Source organism: Burkholderia ubonensis subsp. mesacidophila (assembly GCF_002097715.1).
GTDB classification, from domain to species: Bacteria; Pseudomonadota; Gammaproteobacteria; order Burkholderiales; family Burkholderiaceae; genus Burkholderia; species Burkholderia mesacidophila.
Genome location: NZ_CP020737.1, coordinates 1,511,444 through 1,537,574, shown reverse-complemented (window position 1 = coordinate 1,537,574; position 26,131 = coordinate 1,511,444). Strand labels below are relative to the sequence as shown.

General features: G+C 68.2%; 22 protein-coding genes. 12 read left to right on the top strand and 10 right to left on the bottom strand.

Translation table 11 applies throughout. The features are described from left to right. Window positions 1-55 precede the first annotated feature (55 nt). Both B7P44_RS07335 and B7P44_RS07330 read right to left on the bottom strand, forming a co-directional pair. Window positions 56-1,990 carry an MFS transporter gene (locus B7P44_RS07335; RefSeq protein ID WP_084902341.1) on the bottom strand — a complete coding sequence of 645 codons (1,935 nt, stop codon included), beginning with the start codon at window positions 1,988-1,990 and terminating at the stop codon, window positions 56-58. Between the two features lie 143 nt (window positions 1,991-2,133). Then, window positions 2,134-2,598, bottom strand: a complete 465-nt coding sequence (locus B7P44_RS07330; protein ID WP_084902338.1) for a CBS domain-containing protein — start codon at window positions 2,596-2,598, stop codon at window positions 2,134-2,136. A 222-nt stretch (window positions 2,599-2,820) separates the two neighbouring features. Between B7P44_RS07330 and B7P44_RS07325 the strand changes: the two genes are divergently transcribed. Then, complete coding sequence (locus B7P44_RS07325) at window positions 2,821-3,138, top strand: Mpo1-like protein (protein ID WP_084902335.1); 318 nt, start codon at window positions 2,821-2,823, stop codon at window positions 3,136-3,138. A gap of 7 nt (window positions 3,139-3,145) precedes the next feature. Here the strand turns inward: B7P44_RS07325 and B7P44_RS07320 are convergent, their stop codons facing one another. Further along, window positions 3,146-4,474, bottom strand: coding sequence for a YihY family inner membrane protein (locus B7P44_RS07320; protein WP_084902333.1), 1,329 nt, complete (start codon window positions 4,472-4,474; stop codon window positions 3,146-3,148). Window positions 4,475-4,623: 149 nt separating this feature from the next. Here B7P44_RS07320 and wrbA point away from each other — a divergent pair, with 149 nt between their 5' ends. Genes wrbA through B7P44_RS07300 form a run of 4 tightly spaced genes read left to right on the top strand, consistent with a single transcriptional unit; the run spans window position 4,624 to window position 7,973 of the window. Continuing rightward, window positions 4,624-5,238, top strand: coding sequence for an NAD(P)H:quinone oxidoreductase (gene wrbA / locus B7P44_RS07315; protein WP_084902330.1), 615 nt, complete (start codon window positions 4,624-4,626; stop codon window positions 5,236-5,238). After that, window positions 5,235-5,633, top strand: coding sequence for a DUF2069 domain-containing protein (locus B7P44_RS07310; protein ID WP_084902327.1), 399 nt, complete (start codon window positions 5,235-5,237; stop codon window positions 5,631-5,633). The genes wrbA and B7P44_RS07310 overlap by 4 nt, the downstream gene beginning before the upstream one ends. Window positions 5,634-5,653: 20 nt before the next feature. Further along, complete coding sequence (locus B7P44_RS07305; RefSeq protein ID WP_084902325.1) at window positions 5,654-7,075, top strand: FAD-binding oxidoreductase; 1,422 nt, start codon at window positions 5,654-5,656, stop codon at window positions 7,073-7,075. Between the two features lie 25 nt (window positions 7,076-7,100). After that, window positions 7,101-7,973 carry a metallophosphoesterase gene (locus B7P44_RS07300; RefSeq protein WP_084902322.1) on the top strand — a complete coding sequence of 291 codons (873 nt, stop codon included), beginning with the start codon at window positions 7,101-7,103 and terminating at the stop codon, window positions 7,971-7,973. Between the two features lie 22 nt (window positions 7,974-7,995). Here the strand turns inward: B7P44_RS07300 and B7P44_RS37100 are convergent, their stop codons facing one another. Both B7P44_RS37100 and B7P44_RS07295 read right to left on the bottom strand, forming a co-directional pair. Beyond that, a complete protein-coding gene (locus B7P44_RS37100) occupies window positions 7,996-8,151 on the bottom strand; it encodes a hypothetical protein (protein WP_010092586.1) in 156 nt (51 codons plus the stop codon). 119 nt (window positions 8,152-8,270) lie between these two features. Then, complete coding sequence (locus tag B7P44_RS07295) at window positions 8,271-9,212, bottom strand: LysR family transcriptional regulator (RefSeq protein ID WP_084902319.1); 942 nt, start codon at window positions 9,210-9,212, stop codon at window positions 8,271-8,273. A 157-nt stretch (window positions 9,213-9,369) separates the two neighbouring features. Here B7P44_RS07295 and B7P44_RS07290 point away from each other — a divergent pair, with 157 nt between their 5' ends. Genes B7P44_RS07290 through B7P44_RS07275 form a run of 4 tightly spaced genes read left to right on the top strand, consistent with a single transcriptional unit; the run spans window position 9,370 to window position 14,263 of the window. Beyond that, the gene (locus tag B7P44_RS07290; RefSeq protein ID WP_084902317.1) at window positions 9,370-10,956 is read left to right on the top strand and encodes an efflux transporter outer membrane subunit; all 1,587 of its coding nucleotides are present in this window, start codon (window positions 9,370-9,372) and stop codon (window positions 10,954-10,956) included. Between the two features lie 15 nt (window positions 10,957-10,971). Further along, window positions 10,972-13,173, top strand: coding sequence for an FUSC family protein (locus B7P44_RS07285; RefSeq protein ID WP_084902314.1), 2,202 nt, complete (start codon window positions 10,972-10,974; stop codon window positions 13,171-13,173). Continuing rightward, window positions 13,170-13,373, top strand: a complete 204-nt coding sequence (locus B7P44_RS07280; protein WP_010092591.1) for a DUF1656 domain-containing protein — start codon at window positions 13,170-13,172, stop codon at window positions 13,371-13,373. Before B7P44_RS07285 ends, B7P44_RS07280 begins: the two co-directional genes overlap by 4 nt. A gap of 11 nt (window positions 13,374-13,384) precedes the next feature. After that, window positions 13,385-14,263 (top strand): efflux RND transporter periplasmic adaptor subunit, encoded by an 879-nt coding sequence (locus B7P44_RS07275; protein WP_059483608.1) that lies wholly within the window; start codon window positions 13,385-13,387, stop codon window positions 14,261-14,263. A gap of 54 nt (window positions 14,264-14,317) precedes the next feature. On the opposite strand, the gene B7P44_RS07270 is transcribed toward B7P44_RS07275, so the two are convergent. Then, entirely contained in the window at window positions 14,318-15,985 is a 1,668-nt protein-coding gene (locus B7P44_RS07270; protein WP_084902310.1) for a methyl-accepting chemotaxis protein, read from the bottom strand. A 400-nt stretch (window positions 15,986-16,385) separates the two neighbouring features. On the opposite strand from B7P44_RS07270, the gene B7P44_RS07265 reads away from it, so the two are divergent. Then, window positions 16,386-17,636 carry an MFS transporter gene (locus B7P44_RS07265; protein ID WP_084902307.1) on the top strand — a complete coding sequence of 417 codons (1,251 nt, stop codon included), beginning with the start codon at window positions 16,386-16,388 and terminating at the stop codon, window positions 17,634-17,636. Between the two features lie 72 nt (window positions 17,637-17,708). On the opposite strand, the gene B7P44_RS07260 is transcribed toward B7P44_RS07265, so the two are convergent. The 4 genes from B7P44_RS07260 to B7P44_RS07245 form a co-directional block, all read right to left on the bottom strand. Continuing rightward, on the bottom strand, window positions 17,709-18,497 hold the full coding sequence (locus B7P44_RS07260; RefSeq protein ID WP_088511422.1) for a 5'-methylthioadenosine/adenosylhomocysteine nucleosidase: 789 nt from the start codon (window positions 18,495-18,497) through the stop codon (window positions 17,709-17,711). Between the two features lie 2 nt (window positions 18,498-18,499). Then, on the bottom strand, window positions 18,500-20,863 hold the full coding sequence (locus tag B7P44_RS07255; protein WP_084902303.1) for a UvrD-helicase domain-containing protein: 2,364 nt from the start codon (window positions 20,861-20,863) through the stop codon (window positions 18,500-18,502). 170 nt (window positions 20,864-21,033) lie between these two features. After that, complete coding sequence (locus tag B7P44_RS07250; RefSeq protein ID WP_231716666.1) at window positions 21,034-21,477, bottom strand: type VI secretion system amidase immunity protein Tai4; 444 nt, start codon at window positions 21,475-21,477, stop codon at window positions 21,034-21,036. Then, window positions 21,456-21,794 (bottom strand): T6SS effector amidase Tae4 family protein, encoded by a 339-nt coding sequence (locus tag B7P44_RS07245; RefSeq protein ID WP_231716665.1) that lies wholly within the window; start codon window positions 21,792-21,794, stop codon window positions 21,456-21,458. The genes B7P44_RS07250 and B7P44_RS07245 overlap by 22 nt, the downstream gene beginning before the upstream one ends. Window positions 21,795-22,256: 462 nt before the next feature. On the opposite strand from B7P44_RS07245, the gene B7P44_RS07240 reads away from it, so the two are divergent. Together B7P44_RS07240 and galU are read left to right on the top strand one after the other, a co-directional pair. Then, window positions 22,257-25,124 carry a valine--tRNA ligase gene (locus tag B7P44_RS07240; RefSeq protein ID WP_084902295.1) on the top strand — a complete coding sequence of 956 codons (2,868 nt, stop codon included), beginning with the start codon at window positions 22,257-22,259 and terminating at the stop codon, window positions 25,122-25,124. 83 nt (window positions 25,125-25,207) lie between these two features. Further along, on the top strand, window positions 25,208-26,089 hold the full coding sequence (galU, locus tag B7P44_RS07235) for a UTP--glucose-1-phosphate uridylyltransferase GalU (protein WP_084902293.1): 882 nt from the start codon (window positions 25,208-25,210) through the stop codon (window positions 26,087-26,089). Window positions 26,090-26,131: the final 42 nt, after the last annotated feature.

The window sequence follows — 26,131 nt, the reverse complement described above, 5'->3', positions numbered from 1 at the left end:
ATGCCAGCCGTCCCGGCGGCGCGGGCCGCGCGATGCGACCCCGCCCTGCCCGCCGCTACTTGCGCGCGCCGCGCAATTCGGCCACCGCGGCCTGCAGCGCCTCCGGCGTCGCGAGCGCCGCCGGCAACGGCTCGCCGACCGCAAGCGTCAGCCGGCTCATCACGCCGCGCTTCACGGGCCGCGGCCAGCGCGCGTCCGCGTGCCGCGAGAACACGCTGCCCCACAGGCCGCGCAGCGCCATCGGAATCACCGGCGCCGGCGTACGGCGCAGGATCTCCGTCACGCCGTGATGGAACGTGTTGATGTCGCCGGTCTTCGTCAGCTTGCCCTCGGGGAAGATGCAGACCAGTTCCCCTTCCCGCAGCGCGTCCTCGCACGCGTCGTATGCGCGCGCGAGCATCTCGGGGTTCTCATGGCGCGGCGCGATCGGGATCGCCTTCGCGTGCCGGAACACCCAGCTTGCGAACGGCGTCTTGAAGATCCGGTGATCCATCACGAAGCGGATCGGACGCGGGCTCGCGGCCGCGAGCACCAGCGCGTCGACATAGCTGACGTGATTGCAGACGAGCACCGCCGCCCCTTCTTCCGGAATCCGCTCCGCGTGCACGAGCCGAATCCGGTAGAACGTATGCACGAGCACCCACGCGACGAAGCGCAGCAGGAATTCGGGCACGAGCAGGTAGATGTAGGTCGCGACCACGACGTTGAGCAGCGCGGTGACGAGGAAGATGCCCGGAATGCTGACGCCCGCCTTGGTCAGCGCCATCGCCATCACCGCCGACACGATCATGAACAGCGCGTTGAGGATGTTGTTCGCGGCGATGATCCGCGCGCGGTGCGTCGGCGCGCTGCGGCTCTGGATCAGCGCGTACAGCGGCACGCTGTAGAAGCCGCCGAACATCGCGAGCAGGAACAGGTCGGCGAGGATGCGCCAGTGGCGTGCGCCGGCCAGGAACTCGCCGACCGACAGCAGGTGCCCCGGCGCAGGCAGCGCATGGCTTGCGAAATACAGCTCGATCGCGAACGCGCTGATGCCGATCGAGCCGAGCGGCACGAGGCCGATCTCGACGCGCCGCTGCGACAGCCGCTCGCACAGCAGCGAGCCGATGCCGATGCCGACCGAGAACGTCGCGAGCAGGATCGTGACGACGTCGGGGCTCGCGGACAGTACGTCCTTCGCGAAATTGAAGAACGACGTGAGGAACGTCGCGCCGACGAACCACAGCCACGAGATGCCGAGCAGGCTCAGGAACACGGTGCGGTTCTGGCGCGCGAGCCCGAGGTTGCGCCACGTTTCGCTGACCGGGTTCCAGTTGATCACGAGATCGGGCTGCGGCGCGGGCGTCGGCGGCACGCGCTGCGCGGCGATGCGCCCCGCGAGCGCGATCGCGACGCAACTCACCGCGAGCACGAGCTCGCCGCGGCCGGCCAGCCCCGCGGCCGCGCCGCCGATGATCGTGCCGATCAGGATCGCGATGAAGGTGCCCATCTCGACGAGGCCGTTGCCGCCGACCAACTCGTGCTCGCCCAGGTGCTGCGGCAGGTATGAATACTTGACCGGCCCGAACAGCGTCGAGTGCATCCCCATCATGAACGTGCACAGGTACAGCAGCGCCGCGCTGTGCGTGACGAAGCCGGCGGCGCCGACGAGCATCAGCACGATCTCGAAGGACTTCACGAAGCGCGTGAGGCGCGCCTTGTCGTACTTGTCGGCAATCTGCCCGGACGTCGCCGAGAACAGCACGAACGGCAGGATGAAGATCGCGGAAATCATGAACGCGGCGGTCTTCGCATCGACGCCGGAAAACCGCGCGGTGTGGTAAGTGACGAGCGACGTGAAGCCGATCTTGAAGACGTTGTCGTTCAGCGCGCCGAGAAACTGGGTCGTGAAGAACGGCGCGAAGCGGCGTTCGCGCAGCAGGTCGAACTGGGAGGCGTGCGCGCGCCGTTCGCTGCGGCGCTCTGACGAGACTGACGTGTGATCGCTCATGCGGAATACGCGCGCGTCGTCTCGGCGAAGCTGCGCGGGCCCTGGTTATCGGAGGAAAGGCAGCGCCGGGGGCGCAGGCCTGGCCCGCGCCGCTGCGCTGGACGGAGGCACCCGCGCCGGATGGGACGGCGCGGGCACGGCGTTCAGCCGGCGACCGGCTTGTGGGCTTCGGATTCCGGCTCCGGCCAGTCGCGGATGTACGCCTTCAGCATCCGGTTCTCGAAGCTCTGCGCCTCGACGACCGTCTTCGCGACGTCGTAGAACGAAATGACGCCCATCAGCACCTTCTTGTCGAGCACCGGCATGTAGCGCGCGTGACGCTCGAGCATCATCCGGCGCACTTCGTTGACGTCCGTTTCGGGCGTGCACGTCAGCGGCTCGTCCATCACCTTGCGGACCTGGGCCTCACCGATCGCGCCGCCGTTTTCGCGCAGGCGCAGAATGATCTCGCGGAACGTCAGCATCCCGACGAGATCGCCGTACTCCATCACGACGAGCGAGCCGATGTCGTGCTCGGCCATCGTATCAACCGCTTCGCGCAGCGGCGTATCGGGCGTCACCGTGAACAGCGTGTTGCCCTTGACTTTCAGAATATCGCTGACGCGCATCGTAGTCCCCTCATGCATATATGCAAAACCGGCTTTCGATCCTATCGGAAAGCCTGTCAAAAGGAAAGCGGAGGCCGGCCGGGCGGGCCGCCGGTCATGCCGCGGCAACAGCCTCGGGCATTCGGCCCGCGGACGTCGAGAATCCGCTCCAGCCGGCCCGCTTGCGGCCGCCCGCCGCTCGCCGCACAATGGCTTCATGGACAGCGGCCCGAGGAGACGGCCATGGCGCATTCGCATACGGAGCATTTCGCCAGCTTCGCTGACTTCTACCCGTACTACCTGAACGAACACCAGAACCTGACGTCCCGGCGGCTGCACTTCATCGGCTCGCTAGGCGTGATCGGCTGCGTCGCGATGGCGATCGCGACCGGCGACTGGCTTTGGCTGCCGACCGCCGTCGTGTGCGGCTACGCGTTCGCGTGGGTCGGACACTTCTTCTTCGAGAAGAACCGCCCCGCCACCTTCCGCCACCCGATCTACAGCCTGATGGGCGACTGGGTGATGTTCAGGGACATCTGCGTCGGCAAGATCCCGCTGTAACGGCGGCTCACGCGGTGCGGGGCGGCCGCGCGTGCGGGTCCGCACTCCCCGGCGCGGGCACGATCGCCGCGGGGGCCGGATGCGCGCCCGCGTGCCGGTGCGTGGCGATCAGCGACGCGAGCGACACGTCGAAGCGATCGCTCGACAGCACCGCGAGCAAGGCCGCGCCGTCGACATGGGTGCGGCGGCGCTGCAGCTGGTAGGTCAGTTCGGTCCGGTCGATCACCAGCACGTCGAACAGCTGCGCGAGCGTCAGCTGCTCGGGGTTCGCGAGCAGCACGTAGCGCTGCGCTCCGTTGCCGCCATCCAGGCGCGCGACCCACTCGTGCTCCTCCATCAGCGCCAGCAACCGCTGCGCAGATTCCATGTCGCAGCGCAGCATCGCCGCGAGCCGTGGCGCCGAATAGCCGGACTTGCCGGCCGCGCGCGCTTCGGCGAGCCGCGCGAGCAGTTCCAGCCCGTCGAGCAGATCGCTGCCCGGATAGTGGACGCGATGGAACTGGCCGACACGGATCGCCGGCAACGCCGACGTCACCATCCCGCCGAGCAGCGCAATGAACCAGCTCAGGTACACCCACAGCAGGAACACCGGCAGCGCGGCGAACGCGCCATACACCGCGGTGTAGGTCGGGATCCGCCGCACGTAGTAACCGAAGCCGCGCTTCGCGAGCTCGAACGCGACCGCCGCGAACAGGCCGCCGATCACCGCGTCGCGCCACGCGACCGTGCAATTGGGCAGATAAACGTAAAGGAGCGTGAATGCGAGCACCGTCAGCGGCAGCGACGCGACCGTCAGCATCCATTCGAGGATCGGCGACGACGACTGGGCGCCCGTGATCGCGAGCGACTGGGTGAACAGGTACGACGAGATCGACAGGCTCACGCCGAACAGCAGCGGCCCGAGCGTGATCAGCGCCCAGTACGCGAGCACACGCTGCGCGAACGGCCGCGGCTTGCGCACCCGCCAGATCAGGTTGAACGCGGACTCGATCGTCATCATCGTCATCACGGACGTGACGACGAGCACGATCAGGCCCGCCGTCGTCAGGCCCTTCGCCTTCGACGCGAACTGGTTCAGGTACTTGAAGATCTGGGTGTTGAACTGCGCCGGCATCAGGTGATCGGCGAGGAACCCCTGCAGCGAGATCTGGAACGACGCGAACATCGGGAACGCGGTAAACAGCGCGAACGCGACCGTCACGAGCGGCACGAGCGCCAGCATCGTCGTGAACGTGAGACTGCCCGCCACCTGCGGGATGCGGTCCTCGGCGCTGCGCTTCGCGGCGAAGCGCGCGAGGCGCTTGATGGTGTCGAGATCGACGCTCAACTTCGGCAAACGGTTTCCTCCTTCGACGTCCGCTGCGCCACACGGCGCGCACCGTCGCTTCGCGCGACGGCTTCAGCCCCTATAATAGCCGCTCAATCCGGCAGGGGCGGTTCGCGCACGGCGCGCGCATGCGCTGCCGCGAGAACGCCCCTTTGCCCATGAAAGACATCCTCGTGCTTTATTACAGCCGTCACGGCGCGACGCGCGATCTCGCGCTCGCGATCGCGCACGGCATCGACAGCGTGCCGGGCATGCAGGCGCGCATCCGCACCGTGCCGCCCGTGTCCGCCGTGTGCGAGGCGACCGCGCCCGAGATTCCCGACGACGGCCCGCCGTACGCCGAACTGCGCGATCTCGAGGAGTGCGCGGGCCTCGCGCTCGGCTCGCCGACCCGCTTCGGCAACATGGCCGCGTCGCTCAAGTATTTCCTCGACGGCACGACGCCGCAATGGCTGTCCGGCGCGCTGACCGGCAAGCCCGCGTGCGTGTTCACGTCCACCGGCAGCCTGCACGGCGGCCAGGAATCGACGCTGCTGTCGATGATGCTGCCGCTGCTCCATCACGGGATGATGATCGTCGGCATCCCGTATACCGAATCCGCGCTCAGCACGACGCAGACGGGCGGCACGCCGTACGGCGCGTCGCACGTGTCGCGGCACGAGCGCGCCGCGCCCGGCGGGCTGTCCGCCGACGAAAAGGCGCTCGCCGCCGCGCTCGGCGCCCGGCTGGCCCGCACGGCCGCCGCCCTCGCCGACGCGCAGGTCGCCGCATGAACCAGCCCGAGCCCGCCCGCCCCGCTCCGGCCGCCCGGCCGCGCCATGCGCTGGCCGCCGCCGCGTGCCTCGTCGCGCTGATCGCGCTGTCGCTCGCGTGGGAGCTTTGGCTCGCGCCGCTGCGGCCCGGCGGGTCCGCGCTGATGCTCAAGGCGGTGCCGCTCGCGCTCGCGCTGCCCGGCGTCTGGCGGCGTAACATCTACACGATGCAATGGGCGAGCATGCTGATCCTCGTCTATTTCGCCGAAGGCGTCGTGCGCGGCATGTCGGATCGCGGCCTGTCCGCGACGCTCGGCTGGTGCGAGACCGCGCTTGCCGTCGGCTTCTTCGCGGCGGCGCTTGCGTACGTCGCGCCGTTCAAACGCGCGGCGAAAAAAACACGCGCCGCGCCCTGATCCTTACGCGACCGACCGCCATGAATTCTTCCGAAGCTTTCGTTTCCGCCTGCCGCGACGCGATCGGCGCGGACTACGTGCTGACCGACGCGCACGACACCGAGCCGTTCCTGACCGACTGGCGCCGCCGCTACAAAGGTACCGCGTGCGCGGTGCTGAAACCGGCGAACACCGCCGAAGTCGCGGCGCTCGTGAAGCTCGCGAATCTGTACGGCATCGCGCTCGTGCCGCAAGGCGGCAATACGGGCCTCGCCGGCGGCGCGACGCCCGATGCGAGCGGCGGCCAGGCGGTGCTGAGCCTCGCGCGCCTCAATCGCGTGCGCGCGCTCGATCCGCACAACAACACGATCACCGTCGAGGCCGGCGTGATCCTCGCCGACGTGCAGGCCCGCGCGCGCGACGCCGGCCGCCTGTTCGCGCTGAGCCTCGCGGCCGAGGGCAGCTGCACGATCGGCGGCAACCTCGCGACCAACGCCGGCGGCACCGCGGTGCTGCGCTACGGCAACGCGCGCGAGCTGTGCCTCGGGCTCGAGGTCGTGACGCCGCAGGGCGAGATCTGGGAGGGCCTGCGCGGACTGCGCAAGGACAACACCGGCTACGACCTGCGCGACCTGTTCATCGGCGCCGAAGGCACGCTCGGCATCATCACCGCCGCCGTGATGAAGCTGCACCCGCAGCCGGCCGCGCAGGTCACGGCGCTCGCGGCGCTCGAATCGCCGCATGCGGCGCTTGACTTCCTCGCGCTCGCGCAGCGCGCGGCCGGGCCGCTGCTGACGGGCTTCGAGCTGATGTCGGATTTCTGCATGCAGCTCGTCGGCAAGCACTATCCGCAGCTGCGCTACCCGTTCGCGCAAGCGCATCCGCAGACGGTGCTGCTCGAACTGTCGGACAACGAGAGCGAAGCGCACGCGCGCGCGCTGTTCGAGAAGCTGATGGAGGACGCGTTCGAGGCCGGCATCGTCGTCGATGCGGTGGTGGCGGAGAACCTCGCGCAATCGCGCGCGTTCTGGGACCTGCGCGAACACATCCCGCTCGCGCAGGCCGACGAAGGGCTCAACATCAAGCACGACATCGCGGTGCCGATCTCGTCGATCGCGCGCTTCATCGACGAGACCGATGCGGCGATCCAGCAGGCGGCGCCGGGGGCGCGGATGGTAACGTTCGGCCATCTCGGCGACGGCAACCTCCACTACAACGTGCAGACGCCCGCAGGCGGCGACCCGAAGGCGTTCCTCGCCGAATACCAGGCGCCGGTCAACCGGATCGTCTACGACAACGTGCACCGTCACCACGGCACGATCAGCGCGGAACACGGGATCGGCCAGCTGAAGATCGACGATGCGCAGCGCTACAAGTCGCCGGTCGAGATCGGGCTGATGCGCGCGCTGAAGGCCGCGCTCGATCCGCGCGGCCTGATGAACCCCGGCAAAGTGCTACGCTGAAGCCATCTCTTTCGGAGCGACGTTCGTGAAGATCCGCGTGCTGTCCGACCTGCATCTCGAAAGCAACCTGCCCGACGTGATTCCCCATGCCGACGCGGATCTCGTCGTGCTGGCCGGCGACATCCACAACCACGCGGAGGGCCTGCGCTGGGCCGCCGAGACGTTCGACCCCGAAGTGCCGGTGATCTACGTGCCGGGCAACCACGAGTACTACGACGGCGAGTTCGGCGCGCTCGAGGCGGCGATGCGCGACGCGGCGCGCGCGCTCGACAACGTGCATTACCTGAACAACGACGTCTACGTCGATCCGGCCGCGCGCTTCCGGGTGCTCGGCACGACGCTGTGGACCGACTTCGCGCTGTTCGGCGCGGACGACGCGAGCATCGCGCACGCGATCGATGCGGCGTCGCGCGTGATGCTCGATTTCAAGGGACTGATTCAGGTGACGTGGCCGCACGACGCAGCGGTACACGCGGGTGGCGACGCGCCGGCACGCGGCGCGGAGCGCGATTTCACGCCGGCCGATGCGCTCGCGCTGCACCGCCGCTCGCGGGCGTGGCTCGAAGCGCAGCTGGCTGCGCCGTTTGCGGGCAAGACGATCGTGGTGACCCATCACGCGCCGCACCGGCGCTCGCTGGCCGAGCGCTATGCGCAGGATCCGGTCTCGGCCGGGTTCGTCAGCGATCTGGCGGGGCTGGTGCGCGCACCGGTCGCCCTCTGGGCGCACGGTCACACGCATACGTCATTCGATTACCTGACGGAGGACGGCACGCGCGTCGTCTGCAATCCGCGCGGCTACATTCGCCGGCGCACCGGCGAGCTGGAAAACACCGCGTTCGCGTGGGACAAGGTCGTGGTGCTTGACGGGGTGGCCAACCGCGGGGCGGCCACCTGCTAGACGGCCCCGCTGCCCCGGCGCTTCAGCGCCCGAGGCGGCGCGCGGCTTCCGACGCCGAGCGCACCCGGACCGGCGCCGGCTGCAGCCGCGCCTTCATCGCGCGCAGCAGGTCGCGCGACGCGACGGCGCCAATCACGCCGAACAGGATTCCAAGGCCGATCATCAGGTGCGTATCCATTGCTTCTCCGTATTGCTGCAGTTCACTCTGATCCAGACACTATCAAACTGTCCGCCGGACGACCGTAAAAAAGTGTTGCGCGAACGACAAATCTCGTCAGATTTCGTGATCCCGCGACGTCATGTCGCGCGCGTGAACTGCTCCAGCGCGGCCTCGTCGGCGTCGAGCGTCGCCGGCAACTCGTCGCGCAGGAAATCGACCCAGGTCCGGATTTTCGCGTCGAGATACTGACGGGACGGGTACAACGCGTAGATGTTCATCGCGTGCGACCGGTATTCGGGCATCACGCGCACGAAATGGCCGTTGCGCAGGCCGGCGATCGCCGAGTAGATCGGCAGCACGCCGATGCCCATCCCTTCCCGCACGGCCACCGCGAGCGCCTCGGCGACGTTCACGCGAAACGGCGGCGCCGCCAGCACGACATGCTCGTCGCCGTTCGGCCCGGACAGCGTCCAGTCGTCGTAGTGAAAGCCCGGCGCGACCATGCCGAGACAGGTGTGGCGCGCGAGATCCTGCGGCTGTTGCGGCACGCCGTGCTGCTCGAGGTAGCGCGGCGACGCGCAGACAACGCTGTAGGATTCGCCGAGCCGCTGCGACACGAGCCCCGAATCCGGCAGGTCGCGGCCGACGACGATCGCGACGTCGTAGCCCTCGTCGAGCAAGTCCGGCATCCGCTGCGCGAGCGTCAGGTCGACGTGCACGTCCGGATAGCGCTCGCGATAGCGCGACACGGCCGGCACCGTGTAGTGCTGGCCGAGGCTCGTGAAGCAGTGCACCTTGAGCTTGCCCGACGGACGCGCGTGCGCGTCGCTCGCTTCCGCTTCCGCCTGGTCGACATACGCGAGGATCTGTTCGCAGCGCTGCAGATAGCGTTCACCGGCCTCGGTCAGCGCGATGCGGCGCGTGGTCCGGTTCAGGAGCCGGGTGCGCAGGTGCGCCTCCAGGTCCGAGACGGCGCGCGACGTATAGGCGGTCGTCGAATTCATCTGCTGCGCGGCCGCGGTGAAACTGCCCGCGTCGACCACGCGCATGAATACCCGCATGTTCTGTAACGTATCCATGCCATTACCCGTGAGAATCGGGGAGGATTGTTACACGCTCACCAACAAATATTATCTCAGCTTTTGTAAAAATGACTTGCACCGTTGTCCGTATATTCAGCAATTGCCTAAAAATATAATCCCTGTCGGCTCATCTATATCCGAAAGGGAGAAAATCGTGCAGTCTCCGGCAAAAAAAGGGACGCTCGCACTCGCGGTTCTTGCAGTCTCATTAATAATGGCCGGATGCGCGAGCATGGGCGACAACAAGCCGCAGTCCACGCAGATCGACCCGGGCGCGCTCGACGCCGGGGCCGCCATCCGCGCGGCCGACCGCGACGCGGGCTGGCCCGCGGCCGACTGGTGGCGGGCGTACCGCGATCCGCAGCTCGACGCGTGGATCGCCGCCGCGCAGGCCGGCAACCCGACGCTCGCCGCCGCGCAGGCGCGCGTGCGCGAGGCGCAGGCGATGGCCCGCGTCGCCCGCTCGGCCGAACTGCCGCAGATCAACGGCAACCTGTCGCTGATGCGCCAGCACTGGCCGGACAACGTGTTCTACGGCCCGGGACCGCTCGCGAACGCCGACACCTGGAACAACACCGGCACGCTCGGCCTGTCGTACCACCTCGACCTGTGGGGCAAGGACAAGAACGCGACCGAGCGCGCGCTCGACGTCGCGCACGCGAGCGCGGCCGACGCCCGCGCGGCGCGGCTCGAGCTCGAGGTCAACGTGGTGCGCGCCTACGTCGGGCTGTCGATGAACTACGCGCTGCTCGACCTCGCGCACGACACGTTCGAGCGCCAGCATGCGCTCGCGGAGCTCGCGCGCAAGCGGCTGCAGGCCGGCCTCGGCACGCAGCTCGAGGTCAGCCAGGCGGAATCGACGCTGCCCGACTACGAACGCCAGATCGATACGTACGAGGAAGCGATCCAGCTCGCCCGCCACCAGCTTGCCGCCCTCGCCGGCAAGGGGCCAGGCGCGGGCGATGCGATCGCGCGGCCGAAGCTCGCGCTCGACGCGCCGGCCGGCCTGCCGTCCGCGCTGCCGGCCGACCTGCTCGGCCGCCGGCCGGACGTCGTCGCGGCGCGCTGGACGGTCGACGCGCAGGCGCGCGGCATCGACGTCGCAAAGGCCGCGTTCTATCCGAACATCGACCTGCTCGCGACCGTCGGCGGCTTCGGCGTGACCGCGCCGTTCGCCGACTTCCTGCGCGCGATGAACGGCGGCTGGACCGCCGGCCCGGCGGTGTCGCTGCCGATCTTCGAAGGCGGCCGGCTGCGCGCGCAGCTCGGCGCGGCGTCGGCCGGCTACGACCAGGCGGTCGAGCGCTACAACCAGACGATCGTCGGCGCGCTCAAGGACATCGCCGACCAGGTCGTGCGGATCCGCTCGCTCGATACGCAGAAGAAGGATGCCGCCCGCTCGGTGGCCGCGAACGACCGCAGCTATCAGCTGTCGCGCGAAGGCTTCCGCCGCGGCCTGACCGATTACGTGAACGTGCTGGTCGCTCAGCAGCAGCTGTTGCGTGCGCAGGAAACGGCCGCGCGGATCGACGCGGAGCGCCTGTCCGCGCACGCGGCGCTGATGGCCGCGCTCGGCGGCGGCGTCGAGACGGGTGAGGATGTGCCGGGCGTCGCTACGCCGGGCGTCGGTGCGTCGGGCGCCAAGGCATCGGCGCCGGCTGCCGCCGCGTCGAATCCGAAAGCCGCCGGCGCATCGCCGCTCGCGAGCACCGACGCGGCCCACGCGCCGGCAGCCCGGTAACGCGGAGCGCTCATCATGCCAGCCACCTCTTCCGCCTCTCCGTCCGCCGGCAATCCGCCGTCGGCGTGGCTCGCCGCGCTCGGCGACTGGGCCCGCACCGACGGCGTCGCCTGGCTCTATCTCGTCAAGGCGCTGCTCGCGGCGTTCATCGCGCTCGGCGTGTCGATGCGCCTCGACCTGCCGGCGCCGAAGACCGCGATGACGACCGTGTTCATCGTGATGCAGCCGCAAAGCGGCGCGGTGTTCGCGAAGAGCTTCTACCGGGTCGCCGGCACGATCTTCGGACTCGTCGCGACGCTCACGTTCGTCTCGCTGTTTCCGCAGCAGCCGCAGCTGTTCCTGCTGTCCATCGCGCTGTGGATCGCGCTGTGCACGGCCGGCGCCGCGCGCAACCGCAACTTCCGCAGCTACGGTTTCCTGCTCGCCGGTTATACGACCGCGCTGATCGGCCTGCCCGCCTCGCAACACCCGGACGGCGCCTTCATGAGCGCGCTGACGCGCGTCTCCGAGGTGATCGTCGGGATCGTGTCGGCCGGCGTCGTCAGTGCGCTCGTGTTTCCGCAGTACACGGGCGAGCAGATGCGCACGACGGTCCGCAAGCGCTTCGGGAGTTTCGTCGACTACGTCGCGTCGGCGCTGTCCGGTCAGCTCGACCGCGCGCACATCGAAGCCATCCATACCCGCTTCGTCGCCGACGTGGTCGGTTTCGAAGCCGCGCGCAGCATGGCCGTGTTCGAGGATCCCGACACGCGCATGCGCAGCGGCCGCCTCGCGCGGCTGAACAGCGAGTTCATGAGCGCATCGAGCCGCTTTCACGCGCTGCACCAGCTGATGAACCGGCTGCACGCGGCCGGCGCGCAGGCCGCGATCGCGGCGATCGAACCGTATTTCCGCGAGATCGCGCCGCTGCTCACGCGCAACGGCGAACCCGTGCGCACGTCGGCCGACGCCGCGCACACAGCCGAACAGCTGCTCGCGTGGCGCGACGCGCTGCCGCGCCGCATCCGCGCGACGCGCGCGGAACTCGAAACGCAGCCCGACTGCCCGTTGCTCGACTTCGACACGGCCGCCGAGCTGCTGTACCGCTTCATCACCGACTTGCAGGAATATGCGGCGACCTACGCGTCGCTCGCGACCGCGACGCACGAGCGCGAACGCTGGATCGAACGCTACGAGCCGCGCACCAACCTGACGGCCTCGGTGATCGCGGGCATCCGCACCGCGACGGTGATCCTGGCGCTCGGCTGGTTCTGGATCGAGAGCGCCTGGCCGAATGGCGTCACGCTGGTGCTGACGGCAGCGGCAACCTGCGCACTCGCGTCGTCGACGCCGCGCCCGACCGCGATGTCCGCGCAAATGGCTATCGGCACGGCCCTCGCGGTCTGCACGGGTTTTCTGCTGACGTTCGGGATCTACCCGCGGATCGACGGCTTCGTGCTGCTGTGCGCGGCGCTCGCCCCACTGCTCGCGATCGGCATCTACATGACGCTGAAACCGAAGCTCGCGGGCTACGGCATGGGCTACCTGATCTTCTTCTGCTTCCTTGCCGGCCCGGACAGCATCACGCATTACGACCCGTCGAGCTTCATGAACGACGCGCTCGCGCTCGTGCTGTCGATGCTCGTATCGGCGATCGCGTTCGCGGTGCTGTTCCCGCCGACCGCGCCGTGGCTCAAGAAGCGCCTGTTCGCGGACCTGCGCCACCAGGCGGTCGCGGCCTGCCATGCTCGGCTCGCGGGCCTGCGCACCCGCTTCGAGAGCGGCGCGCGCGACCTGATGTACCAGGCGCACACGATCTCGGCCGATCAGCCCGACGTGCAGCGCGACGCGCTGCGCTGGATGTTCACGGTGCTCGAGACCGGCAACGCGACGATCGACCTGCGCGACGAACTCGCGACGCTGCCGCCCGACCCGCGCTATGCGCCGGCGACGCCGTGGCGGCGCGCAATCGAGACGATGCGCGCCGCGCTGTCCGCCCTGTTCACGCAGCCGAGCGCCGAGCGCTTCGATGCGACGCTCGCCGCGGCGAACGACGCGATCGACGCGACCCGTCAGACGCTCGACGCGTTCACGCCGTCGCGCGAGGAGCGCCACCGGCTGCAGCGCATCCTGAGCCATCTGCATTTCGTGCGCACCGCGCTGCTCGATCCGGAATCGCCGCTCGCGCCGCTCAATCGCAACCGCCCCGCGCGCGCCCAACAAGGAACCCCGTCATGATGCCGCGTGAACTCGCCATCCTCGATGCCTACATGCCCACGGTCGTGCTGATGTTCGTCATCGGCGCGCTGGCGACGTGGGCCGTCGACCGGCTGCTCGCCTACACCGGGCTCTACCGTCTCGTCTGGCACCCGTCGCTGTTCCGGGCCTGCCTTCTCGTCTGCATCTGCGGCGGGCTGAGCCTCGCCGTTTACCGTTGAACCACACCATCATGATCCTGCGAAAACTCTTCGGCTTCGTCGCGACGGCCGTCATCCTCATCGTCGCGATACTGATCGGGCGCTCATTGTGGGTGCACTACATGGATGATCCGTGGACGCGCGACGGGCGCGTGCGCGCCGAGATCGTCAACGTCGCGCCAGACGTGTCGGGCGCGATCGTCGAGCTGCCGGTGCACGACAACCAGCTCGTGAAGAAAGGCGACCTGATCATGCAGATCGACCCGTCGCACTACCAGATCGCGGTCGAGCAGGCGCAGGCGGCCGTTGCCGCCCGCCGTGCGGAACTGCAGATGCGCCGCGACGACGCGGCCCGCCGCGCGGACCTCGACGCGCTCGTCGTGTCGAAGGAAAACCGCGAGAACGCCGCGCACAGCGCGACGAGCGCCGATGCGCAGTACCAGCAGGCGCTCGCCGCGCTCGACGCCGCGAAGCTCAACCTCGAGCGCACGCGCGTCGTCGCGCCGGTCGACGGCTACATCACGAACCTGCAGACGTTCAAGGGCAACTACGCGGTGGCCGGCCAGGCCAAGCTCGCGATCGTCGACAGCCAGTCGTTCTGGGTCTACGGCTATTTCGAGGAAACCAAGCTGCCGCGCGTGACCGTCGGCGCGCCGGCCGAAATGCGACTGATGAGCGGCGGCGTGCTGAAGGGCCACGTCGAGAGCATCTCGCGCGGCATCTTCGATCGCGACAACCCGCAAAGCCGCGACCTCGTCGCCGACGTGAACCCGACCTTCAACTGGGTGCGCCTCGCGCAGCGCGTGCCGGTGCGGATCAAGATCGACGAAGTGCCCGACGGCGTGCTGCTGTCGGCCGGCACGACCTGCACGGTCATCATCGATCCGGACAAGCAGAAGAAGAAGTCGTAACGCGCGGCGGCCCGCCGGGCCGCCGCAATACCCTGCCGGCGCCTGCCGCGCGCGTCAGGCGCCAACAGGCGCCGTGAACCGGAAGCGCCCGACCAGCGCCTTCAGCGCCTGCGCCTGCTCGTCGAGCGCGCTCGCCGCGGCAGCCGCCTGCTCGACGAGCGCCGCGTTCTGCTGGGTGCCGGCGTCCATCTGCGTGACCGCGCGGCCGATCTCGTCGATGCCCGCGCTCTGCTCGCTCGACGCGGCCGAGATCTCGCCGATGATGTCGGTCACGCGCTTCACCGCGCGCACCACGTCGCCCATCGTGCGGCCCGCATCGTGCGCGAGCGCCGCGCCGTTCGCGACGCGCTCGACCGACGCGCCGATCAGCGCCCGGATTTCCTTCGCCGCGGTCGCCGCGCGCTGCGCGAGCAGGCGCACCTCGCCCGCCACCACCGAGAAGCCGCGCCCCTGCTCGCCGGCACGCGCCGCCTCGACCGCCGCGTTGAGCGCGAGGATATTGGTCTGGAACGCGATGCCCTCGATCACGCCGATGATGTCGCGGATGCTCTTCGCGCTCTCGTCGATCTCGCTCATCGTCGCGACGACCCGGTTGACCACCTCGCCGCCCGCCTCCGCGACCGTCGACGCGTTCTCCGCGAGGGCGCTCGCCTGCCGCGCGTTCTCGGCGTTCTGGCGCACCGTCGACGTCAGCTGCTCCATGCTGGCCGCGGTCTTCTCGAGCGCGACCGCCTGCTGCTCGGTGCGCTGCGACAGGTCGAGGTTGCCCACCGAGATCTCGCCGGACGCGGCCGCGATCGCCTCGGCGCTGACGGCGATCTCGGAGACCGTCGTCGCGAGCCCGGCCTGCATGTCGGACAGCGCGCGGACCATGCTGTCGCGGTCGCGCCGGCCGAGTGCGATCGGCTGCGTCAGGTCGCCCCGCGCGATGTCGGCGGCAATCGCCTTCGCGTACGCGGGCTCGCCGCCGAGCTGCGCGACGAGGCGGCGCACGACCCGCTCGGCGATCACCATCGCGAGCACGATCAGCGCGGCGGTCGACGCCGCGATCATCGCGAACGACGACGAGAAGATCGTCGACGACGCATCGAGCGTCGCCTTCGATTTCGCGCCGCGCGTCTTCACGAGTTCGCCGACGAGCCTTTCGAGCTTGCCCGTCTCGACGAGCAGCGACACGTCCTGCGTGCCGACCTGCCAGTTCATCTGCGACAGGTCGAGCGGCTGCGCGCGCACCAGCGTGACGAAATCACGGAGATGGCCGCTCCAGCCGCCGACCGCCGATGCGAACGCGCGCAGCCGCGCCGAATCGTCCGCGTCCGCAGAATCCGCATAGCGCTGCAGCGTGCCGAGCGCCTTGCCGATCGACGCGAGCCCCGCATCGATCTCGGCGCCGAGCTCGTCGCGCTCCTTCGCGGTCGTCGCGGTCAGCAGCATCTTCTGCGCGCGGCTCGCGCGCAGCACTTCGGCCCGCACTTCCTGCGCCGCGCGGCTCGCGACGTGCCCCTGCTCGTAGACCGACGCGATCGAGCCGTTCAGGCGGCTGATCTGCGCGAGCGAAAACACCCCGATCGCGAGCGTGCCGGCCAGCAGCACCGCGAACGCGGCGCGCAGCGTCGCCTTGACGCTCCAGGGTTGGCGCGCACGCCGGGCGGCACGCTTGGCGCCGTCGCCCGGCGCGTCGACAGGAGCGCCCGCCTGCGGACGCAGTGAAGCTGCATTCATCGATAGAGTCCCCATATTGATCACGCTGCCGGAAAGGTCGGTTCCGGCGGCCGGCGCGATGGCTGTCGCGCCCGCGCGTCCGCCCCGGCGCGGCTCGTGGCCGGCGTCCGGGGCGGCGCGCTCGTCTGGTTATTTCGTCGGTTCTACGGCAGCCGGCGGCATTCCTTGAGTCCGGTAAAACGCGCATCCGGTGCAACGCAGCCCGACACGGCGCACACCGCCAGCGTTATACCCGGCCAAAAAGGCGCGCGACCGGCGATGTGCCCCTCAATGTCTGATTTGCGACAAAACTTGGCCGGACATTCACAATGCGCCACATTACACTTGCTTGACGCTGCAACGATCCAAACGCGCCGTCCCGCACCCAGCGCGCCCCGCCACCCCAACCCGCTCAGCTCACATGGAAACCAGCCTCGACACGCGCGCCGCCGGCCAGGCCGCGCCGGCCGCCCCCTTGCCGCACGCGGCGCCTGCCGCCCCCGCGGCCCGCACCGTCTATCCGGTGCTCGGCGCGATCAGCTTCTCGCACCTGCTCAACGACATGATCCAGTCGCTGATCCTCGCGATCTATCCGATGCTCAAGAGCCAGTTCGCGCTGTCGTTCGCGCAGATCGGCCTGATCACGCTGACCTACCAGATCACCGCGTCGCTGCTGCAGCCGCTCATCGGGCTCTATACCGACAAGCGCCCGCAGCCGTACTCGCTGCCGGTCGGCATGGGCTTCACGCTGGCGGGGCTGCTGCTGATGTCGGTCGCGCCGAGCTTCGGCGTGCTGCTGGTCGCCGCGGCGCTCGTCGGCTGCGGGTCGTCGGTGTTCCATCCGGAATCGTCGCGCGTCGCGCGGATGGCGTCGGGCGGCCGTCACGGGCTCGCGCAGTCGGTGTTCCAGGTCGGCGGCAACGCGGGCTCGGCGCTCGGGCCGCTGCTCGCCGCGCTGGTCGTGATTCCGCACGGCCAGCCGAGCATCGCGTGGTTCTCGGCCGCCGCGCTCGTCGCGATGGTCGTGCTCACGCGCATCGGCCACTGGTACAAGCAGCATCCGTCGATGCGCAAGAAAGGCGCGCCTGCCGCGCACGCGACGCTGCCGCGCAACCGCGTGATGCTCGCCACAGGCGTGCTGGTGCTGCTCGTGTTCTCGAAGTACTTCTATCTCGCGAGCATCAACAGCTATTTCACGTTCTACCTGATCGACAAGTTCCACCTGTCGGTGCAGGCCGCGCAGTTCCACCTGTTCGTGTTCCTCGCGGCCGTGGCCGCCGGCACGCTGATCGGCGGGCCCGTCGGCGACCGCATCGGCCGCAAGTACGTGATCTGGGCGTCGATCCTCGGCGTCACGCCGTTCACGCTGCTGCTGCCGTACGCGAACCTGTTCTGGACGAGCGTGCTGTCGGTGATCATCGGGGTCGTGCTCGCGTCCGCGTTCGCCGCGATCATCGTCTACGCGACGGAGCTGATGCCCGGCAAGGTCGGCATGGTCGCGGGGCTGTTCTTCGGCCTCGCGTTCGGGCTCGGCGGCGTGGGCGCGGCGGTGCTCGGCCAGCTCGCCGACGCGACGAGCATCGCGTTCGTCTACAAGGTGTGCTCGTTCCTGCCGCTCATCGGCGTGCTGACGGTGTTCCTGCCGAACCTCGAAGGCAGCCGGCGCGCGTAGCGCGGGCAAGGCGGCGGGGCCGGCGCGCGGCGACGCGCGACGGCCCCGCCAAGGACCGGACGACGGTGGCGCTCAGGCCGCCGTCGCCGCATGCAGCGTCAGGAAACGCTTGAGGATGCCGGACGAATAGGTGCTCGCGATTTCCGACAGGAAATGCGAGAACGACTGGGTCGCGTGATCGTCGGCGGTGTCGGAGATCGTGCGCACGAGCGCGAACGGCACGCCGTGCTCGACGCACACCTGCGCGATCGCCGCGCCTTCCATCTCGACCGCGAGCGCGTCCGGCAGCGCGTCGCGCAGCGCGACGACCTCGCGCTCGCTCGACACGAAGCGGTCGCCGCTGATCACGAGCCCGTTGCGCAACTGCGCGCCGGCCAGCCGGAAGCGTTCGGCGAGCGCGCCGCCCTCTTCCGCGATGAACTGCGCACACGCGGCCTTCAGGCGCGCGGACAACTCGGCGTCGGTGTCGAAATGCGTGGTGCCGAGCAGCGGCACCTCGTAGCGCGGAAACAGCGGCGACGCGTCGAGATCGTGCTGCAGCAGCGTATCCGCGACGACGACGTCGCCGACCCGCACCGCGCGCGCGACGCCGCCCGCGACGCCCGTAAACACGACGCCCGCGACGCCGAACACGTGGATCAGCGCACTGACCGTCGCGGCGGCCGCGACCTTGCCGATCCGCGCGAGCGTGACGACGCACGCCGCGCCGTGCACGGTGCCGACGTGATAGTCACGGCGGCCGAGCGTGACCGTCTCGACCGCGCCCTCGGCGCGCATCGCGGCGATCAGGTCGCCGAGTTCCTCGGGCAGCGCGGCGAGAATGCCGAGCGGCTTGCCCGGCGAAGAAGACGTGATAGCCATGCTCATTCGACCGCCTGCAGTTTCGCGACCGCGAGCGCGAGCCATTTCTCGCCGTGCCGCTTGAATTTCACCTGGGCCTTCGCATCCGCGCCGTTGCCTTCGAGCGCGGTGACGGTGCCTTCGCCGAACTTGGTGTGGAACACCTGCTGGCCGACCCGGAAGCCGGTGTCGGCCGCGCGCTGCTGATTCGCGAACGCGGGCAACGGCGCCGACACGGCCGCGTCGACGACCTGCTCGCGCCCGGCGCCCGGCCGCGCGAACCAGTCGCGGCCCCAGCCCGCGTTGTCGCTGCGACCGCCGCCCCAGCGCGCGCCCGCCTCGACCTTCGGCGTCAGCCACTTCAGCACATGCTGCGGCAACTCGTCGAAAAAGCGCGAGCGCACGTTGTAGCGCGTCTGCCCATGCAGCATCCGGCTCTGCGCGAACGACAGGTAGAGCCGCTCCTTCGCGCGCGTGATCGCGACATACATCAGGCGGCGCTCCTCCTCGAGGCCGTCGGATTCGAGCACGCTGTTCTCGTGCGGGAACAGCCCCTCCTCGAGGCCGGTGATGAACACCGCCGCGAATTCGAGGCCCTTCGCCGCATGCACCGTCATCAGCTGCACCGCGTCCTGCCCGGCCTGCGCCTGGTTGTCGCCTGCCTCGAGCGACGCATGGGACAGGAAGCCCGCGAGCGGCGTCATCGTGTCGGGGTTCTGCGCGGGGTCGCCCGGGGACGCCGGGTCGAGCACGTCGACCAACGCGCCGTCCGGCTGGGCGCCAAGTTCCGGCGCCGCGATCGCGCCCGCGCGCAGCGGGATCGAGCGGGCCGGCGTGTCGAGCCCGTAGCCTTCCTCGCTAACGAACGCGGTCGCCGCGTTGACGAGTTCCTGCAAGTTCTCGAGACGGTCCTGGCCTTCGCGCTCGCCCTGGTAGAAATCGGCGAGGCCGCTCGCGCGCACCACGTATTCGACCGTCTCCGGCAGGCTCATCTGCTGCGTATCGGCGCGCATCTTCGCGACCACGTTCGCGAACGCGCCGAGGCTCGTGCCGGCCTTGCCGGTCACGTACGGGATCGCGGCGGCCATCGCGCAGCCGTACAGGCGCGCCGCGTCGGCGAGCTGCTCGATCGAGCGCGCGCCGATGCCGCGCGCCGGAAAGTTCACGACGCGCGCGAACGCGGTGTCGTCGTTCGGGTTGTCGATCAGGCGCAGGTACGCGAGCGCGTGCTTGACTTCCTGCCGCTCGAAGAAGCGCAGGCCGCCGTACACGCGGTACGGGATGCCGGCCGTCATCAGCGTGTGCTCGATCGCGCGCGACTGCGCGTTGCTGCGGTACAGGATCGCGACCTCGCTGCGCGCCATCCCGGTATTGATCAGCGAGCGGACCTCCTCGACGATCCAGCCGGCTTCCTGCGAATCGGTCGTCGCCTCGTACACGCGCACGGGCTCGCCGTGGCCGGCATCGGTGCGCAGGTTCTTGCCGAGGCGATGCGCGTTGTTCGAGATCAGGTGGTTCGCGGCGTCGAGGATGTTGCCGTGCGACCGGTAGTTCTGCTCGAGCTTGATCAGGTTGCGCACCCGGAACTCGTCCTCGAAGTCGCGCATGTTGCCGACGTTCGCGCCGCGGAACGCGTAGATCGACTGGTCGTCGTCGCCGACCGCGAAGATCGCGTTCTGGCCGCCCGCGAGCAGCTTGAGCCACGCGTACTGCAGCTTGTTCGTATCCTGGAACTCGTCGACGAGGATGTGCTTGAAGCGCGCCTGGTAATGCGCGCGCAGCGGCGGGTTGTGCGCGAGCAGCTCGTAGCAGCGCAGCAGCAGCTCGGGGAAGTCGACGACACCTTCGCGCTGGCACTGCTGGTCGTACGCCTGGTAGATCTCGACGAACTTGCGGTTGAAGCTGTCGGTCGCGTCGACCTTGTCCGGCCGCAGCCCCTGCTCCTTCGCGTTGTTGATGAAGTACTGGACGTTCTTCGGCGGGTATTTCTCGTCGTCGATGTTCGCGCCTTTCATCAGCCGCTTGATCGCGGACAGCTGGTCGGACGTGTCGAGGATCTGGAAGGTCTGCGGCAGGCCCGCGTCGCGGTAGTGCGCGCGCAGCATCCGGTTGCACAGGCCGTGGAACGTGCCGATCCACATCCCGCGCGTATCGATCGGCATCATCGCCGACAGGCGCGCCATCATCTCGCGCGCGGCCTTGTTCGTGAAGGTGACGGCGAGCACGGTCGCGGGCGACGCGTAGCCCTGCCGGATCAGCCACGCGATCCGCGTGATCAGCACCCGCGTCTTGCCGCTGCCCGCCCCCGCGAGGATCAGCGCCGGTTCGTTCGGCAACGTGACGGCGGCGTATTGTTCAGGGTTGAGATTCGCGAGCAGATCGGGCATAAAGGGCGACGCGGAAAGCGATGATGGGATGCAAAACGCACATTATAAGTCGCGTGCGCTCGCTCGCCGCTCAACGCGTCACCTTCCCTGCCGTCTTGCGTGGCGGCACCGCTCGCGCAACCGACGGCGCCAGTCCTTCGTGACACTCCGCGGCACTCGAGTGACCCGCGTCATTTCCCGCGCCGCCCGGCGGGTTTGTCCCCAATCCAGGCGGGATGCGGCACGTACCGGCGCACTTGCTCGTCGAGTTCAGGGCTGTGGTACAGGCCCAGGCATTTCAGCAGATCGAATGTGGCGCCGGCGTAGCCTTCCACGGGATTGGTGTAATCGCGGCGCAAAAAGCGTTCCACCAGTTGATCGACCGCCCGATCGCCCTTGCCCTCATCGTAATAAGTCCATTCCAGGAACGCGCTCTTGGTGATATTGGCATCCTTGCCCGCCGGAGAACCTTGATAAGCGACCGACAGGCATGCCGCCAATGCCCTGTCTTTATAGTTTTCCGCATTGGTGCGATGCACGGCCATGACGGAATCGGCAGCTTCAGCCGACAGTGCGGAACACAGCGCGATGGCAACGACTGCATGAAAAACACTCATTTGAGCGACCAGAAACATGCGTTGCGAGTGCGATAGGTTGCCCCCGGCTCGTTGAAATAACAGGCGTCGTAGCAATGACTTCCGTTGTAAAGCGTCGCATGACCGCTGGCGTCGCTCCAGCCATGCACCTCGAAAAGGATAAGGCCACACTTTTCCGACAGCGCGCCCCCTCCGCTCGGCGGACAGGCGATGGTCTGCGGCGCACCCCAGACAGTTTTCAGAAAGGAAGCGACATCCTTGACTCGATAGAAATAGTTCCGGTGATCGCCCCCCTTTCTGGTCTTGCCCGACATAGATGGAATAATCACGCCGGCCTCATTCAGGATATAGCTCATACGAACCGCACACGTGTTCCTCCACGGATTTCTCTTATCCCGGATATGAGCGGCGACGTCTCCCCCGACCACCCGTGCCACTCTCTCGCCGGAATTGGCCGGATCGTAGATTTTCCCTGATGCTGCCCACGCGGCAGCAAACGTCGGTCGTGTCATCTCTCATCCTCCCATGGCAGAGGTTGGCATCGCTGTCGGCGCTTCGCTCCAAATCAACACTGCAACACTGCGAGTGGACATACTCGCTTGCTTCGTACATCCAGCTCCCGGAAATCACACCGGCACGACAAGAATCCGCGCGCTCAAGCCGCGGACAGAAATCGCAATTTAGTCGGTCCAGCACGCGACGGCGATAGGATGAGTTCGAATTTGCTGCGAGCCGCGCACGGCCCGGCCCGGCGCGCGTCGATTTATAATGCGACGTTTACGTATCCAATTCACGCAATTTTCAGCAGATTTCCGACCATGAGCGACAGCACGCTGGCGAAGAGTTTCGAACCCCACACCATCGAGTCCCAATGGGGGCCGGAGTGGGAAAAACGCGGCTATGCCGCCCCGGCGTTCGATCCGAGCCGGCCCGATTTCGCGATCCAGCTGCCGCCGCCGAACGTCACGGGCACGCTGCACATGGGGCACGCGTTCAACCAGACGATCATGGACGGCCTCGCCCGCTACCACCGGATGCTCGGCGAGAACACACTGTGGGTGCCGGGCACCGACCACGCGGGGATCGCGACCCAGATCGTCGTCGAGCGCCAGCTCGACGCGCAAGGCGTGTCGCGCCACGACCTCGGCCGCGAGAAGTTCGTCGAGCGCGTGTGGGAATGGAAGCAGGAGTCCGGCTCGACGATCACGCGCCAGGTGCGCCGCCTCGGCGCATCGACCGACTGGTCGCGCGAGTACTTCACGATGGACGACAAGATGTCGGCCGCCGTGCGCGACGTGTTCGTCACGCTCTTTGAACAGGGCCTGATCTACCGCGGCAAGCGCCTCGTCAACTGGGATCCGGTGCTGCTGACCGCGGTGTCCGACCTCGAAGTCGCGAGCGAGGAAGAGAACGGCCACCTGTGGCACATCCGCTACCCGCTCGTCGACGGCTCGGGCACGCTGACCGTCGCCACCACCCGCCCCGAGACGATGCTCGGCGACGTCGCGCTGATGGTCCATCCGGAAGACGAGCGCTACAAGCACCTGATCGGCCAGCTCGTGAAGCTGCCGCTGACCGACCGCGAGATCCCGGTGATCGCCGACGACTACGTCGATCGCGAATTCGGCACCGGCGTCGTGAAGGTCACGCCCGCGCACGACTTCAACGACTACCAGGTCGGCCTGCGCCACAACCTCGCGCCGATCGAGATCCTGACGCTCGACGCGAAGATCAACGACAACGGCCCCGAGCAATACCGCGGCCTCGACCGCTTCGACGCGCGCAAGGCGATCGTCGCCGACCTCGACGCGCAGGGCTTCCTCGAATCCGTGAAGCCGCACAAGCTGATGGTGCCGCGCGGCGACCGCACGGGCGTCGTGATCGAGCCGATGCTGACCGACCAGTGGTTCGTCGCGATGACGAAGCCGGCGCCGGAAGGCACGTTCAATCCGGGCAAGTCGATCACCGAAACGTCGCTCGACGTGGTGCGCAACGGCCAGATCAAGTTCGTCCCGGAAAACTGGACGACCACCTACTACCAGTGGCTCGAGAACATCCAGGACTGGTGCATCTCGCGCCAGCTGTGGTGGGGCCACCAGATCCCCGCGTGGTACGGCGAGAACGGCGAGGTGTTCGTCGCGCGCAGCGAGGAAGACGCGCGCGCGCAGGCCGCCGCGAAGGGCTACACGGGCGCGCTGAAGCGCGACGCCGACGTGCTCGACACGTGGTTCTCGTCGGCGCTCGTGCCGTTCTCGTCGCTCGGCTGGCCGAACGAAACGCCTGAGCTTTCGCACTTCCTGCCGTCGTCGGTGCTCGTCACCGGCTTCGACATCATCTTCTTCTGGGTCGCCCGGATGGTGATGATGACGACCCACTTCACCGGCAAGGTGCCGTTCCACACCGTCTACGTGCACGGCCTCGTGCGCGACGCGGAAGGCCAGAAGATGTCGAAGAGCAAGGGCAACACGCTCGACCCGATCGACATCGTCGACGGCATCGACCTCGAGACGCTGGTCGCGAAGCGCACGACGGGCCTGATGAACCCGAAGCAGGCCGCGACGATCGAGAAGAAGACGCGCAAGGAATTCCCGGACGGCATCGCCGCGTTCGGCACCGATGCGCTGCGCTTCACGATGGCGTCGATGGCGACGCTCGGCCGCAACGTGAACTTCGACCTCGCGCGCTGCGAAGGCTACCGCAACTTCTGCAACAAGCTGTGGAACGCGACGCGCTTCGTGCTGATGAACTGCGAAGGCCACGACTGCGGGCGCGACAAGCCGGAACTCTGCGGCGCGGGCGACTGCGGCCCGGGCGGCTATCTCGACTTCTCAGCGGCCGACCGCTGGATCGTGTCGCTCCTGCAGCGCACCGAGGCCGACATCGCGAAGGGCTTCGCGGACTACCGCTTCGACAACATCGCGAACAGCATCTACAAGTTCGTCTGGGACGAGTACTGCGACTGGTATCTCGAACTCGCGAAGGTGCAGATCCAGAACGGCACGCCCGAGCAGCAGCGCGCGACGCGCCGCACGCTGCTGCGCGTGCTGGAAACGGTGCTGCGCCTCGCGCATCCGATCATCCCGTTCATCACCGAGGCGCTCTGGCAGAAGGTCGCGCCGCTCGCGGGCCGTTATCCGCAGGGCAAGGCCGAGGGCGAAGCGTCGCTGATGACGCAGGCGTACCCGGTCGCGGATCTCAAGAAGATCGACGAGGCGTCCGAACAATGGGCGGCCGACCTGAAGGCGATCATCGACGCGTGCCGCAACCTGCGCGGCGAGATGAACCTGTCGCCGGCAACCAAGGTGCCGCTGCTCGCGGCGGGCGAAGCCGAGCGCCTGCGCGCGTTCGCGCCGTACGTGCAGGCCCTCGCCCGCCTGTCCGACGTGCAGATCCTCGCGGACGAAGCCTCGCTCGACCGGCAAGCGCACGGCGCGCCGATCGCGATCGTCGGCCAGAACAAGCTGGTGCTGAAGGTGGAGATCGACGTCGCGGCGGAACGCGAGCGCCTGTCGAAGGAAGTCGCACGCCTGACGGGCGAGATCACGAAGTGCAACGCGAAGCTCGGCAACGAGGCGTTCGTCGCGAAAGCGCCGCCCGCGGTCGTCGAGCAGGAGCAGAAGCGCCTCGCCGAATTCCAGAGCACGCTCGCGAAACTCAGCGCGCAGCTCGAGCGTCTGCCGGCGTAACAATCCGTAAGGCTGTTTGCGCCCACTGTAATGCGGGCGCGAACATAACCCGCAGTGTCGATTACAGGAACAAAGGTCCGATCATGTTGAAAGTCACCAAGGCAGTATTTCCGGTCGCCGGCCTCGGAACGCGCTTCCTGCCCGCGACGAAGGCCAGCCCGAAGGAGATGCTGCCCGTCGTCGACAAGCCGCTGATCCAGTACGCGGTCGAGGAAGCGATCGCCGCCGGCATCACGGAAATGATCTTCGTCACCGGCCGCAGCAAGCGCGCGATCGAGGACCATTTCGACAAGTCGTACGAAATCGAAGCGGAACTCGAGGCGCGCGGCAAGGAAAAGCTGCTGGAACTGGTGCGCAGCATCAAGCCGAGCCACGTCGACTGCTTCTACGTGCGCCAGCCTGAAGCGCTCGGCCTCGGCCATGCGGTACTGTGCGCGGAGAAGCTGGTCGCGGACAACCCGTTCGCGGTGATCCTCGCCGACGACCTGCTCGACGGCAACCCGCCCGTGATGAAGCAGATGGTCGACGTGTTCGACCACTACCACAGCTCGGTGATCGGCGTCGAAGAGATCCCGCCGTCGGAGACGAGGTCGTACGGCATCGTCGACGGCAAGGAATGGGAAGAGTCGATCATCAAGATGTCGGCGATCGTCGAGAAGCCGGCGCCGGAAGTCGCGCCGTCGAACCTCGGCGTGGTTGGCCGCTACATCCTGAAGCCGCGGATCTTCGAGCACCTGCGCGCGCTGAAGCCGGGCGCGGGCGGCGAACTGCAGCTGACCGACGCGATCGAGGCGCTGCTCGCCGACGAGCAGGTGCTGGCGTACAAGTACCAGGGCACCCGCTACGACTGCGGCAGCAAGCTCGGCTACCTGAAGGCGACCGTCGAATTCGCGCTGCGCCACCCGGAAGTCGGCACGGAGTTCGACGAGTATCTGCGCACGCGCGGCGTGCGACCGGCCGCCTGAGTGCGGCACGGGCCCGCCGCGGCGGGCCCTGACCGGCCGGCG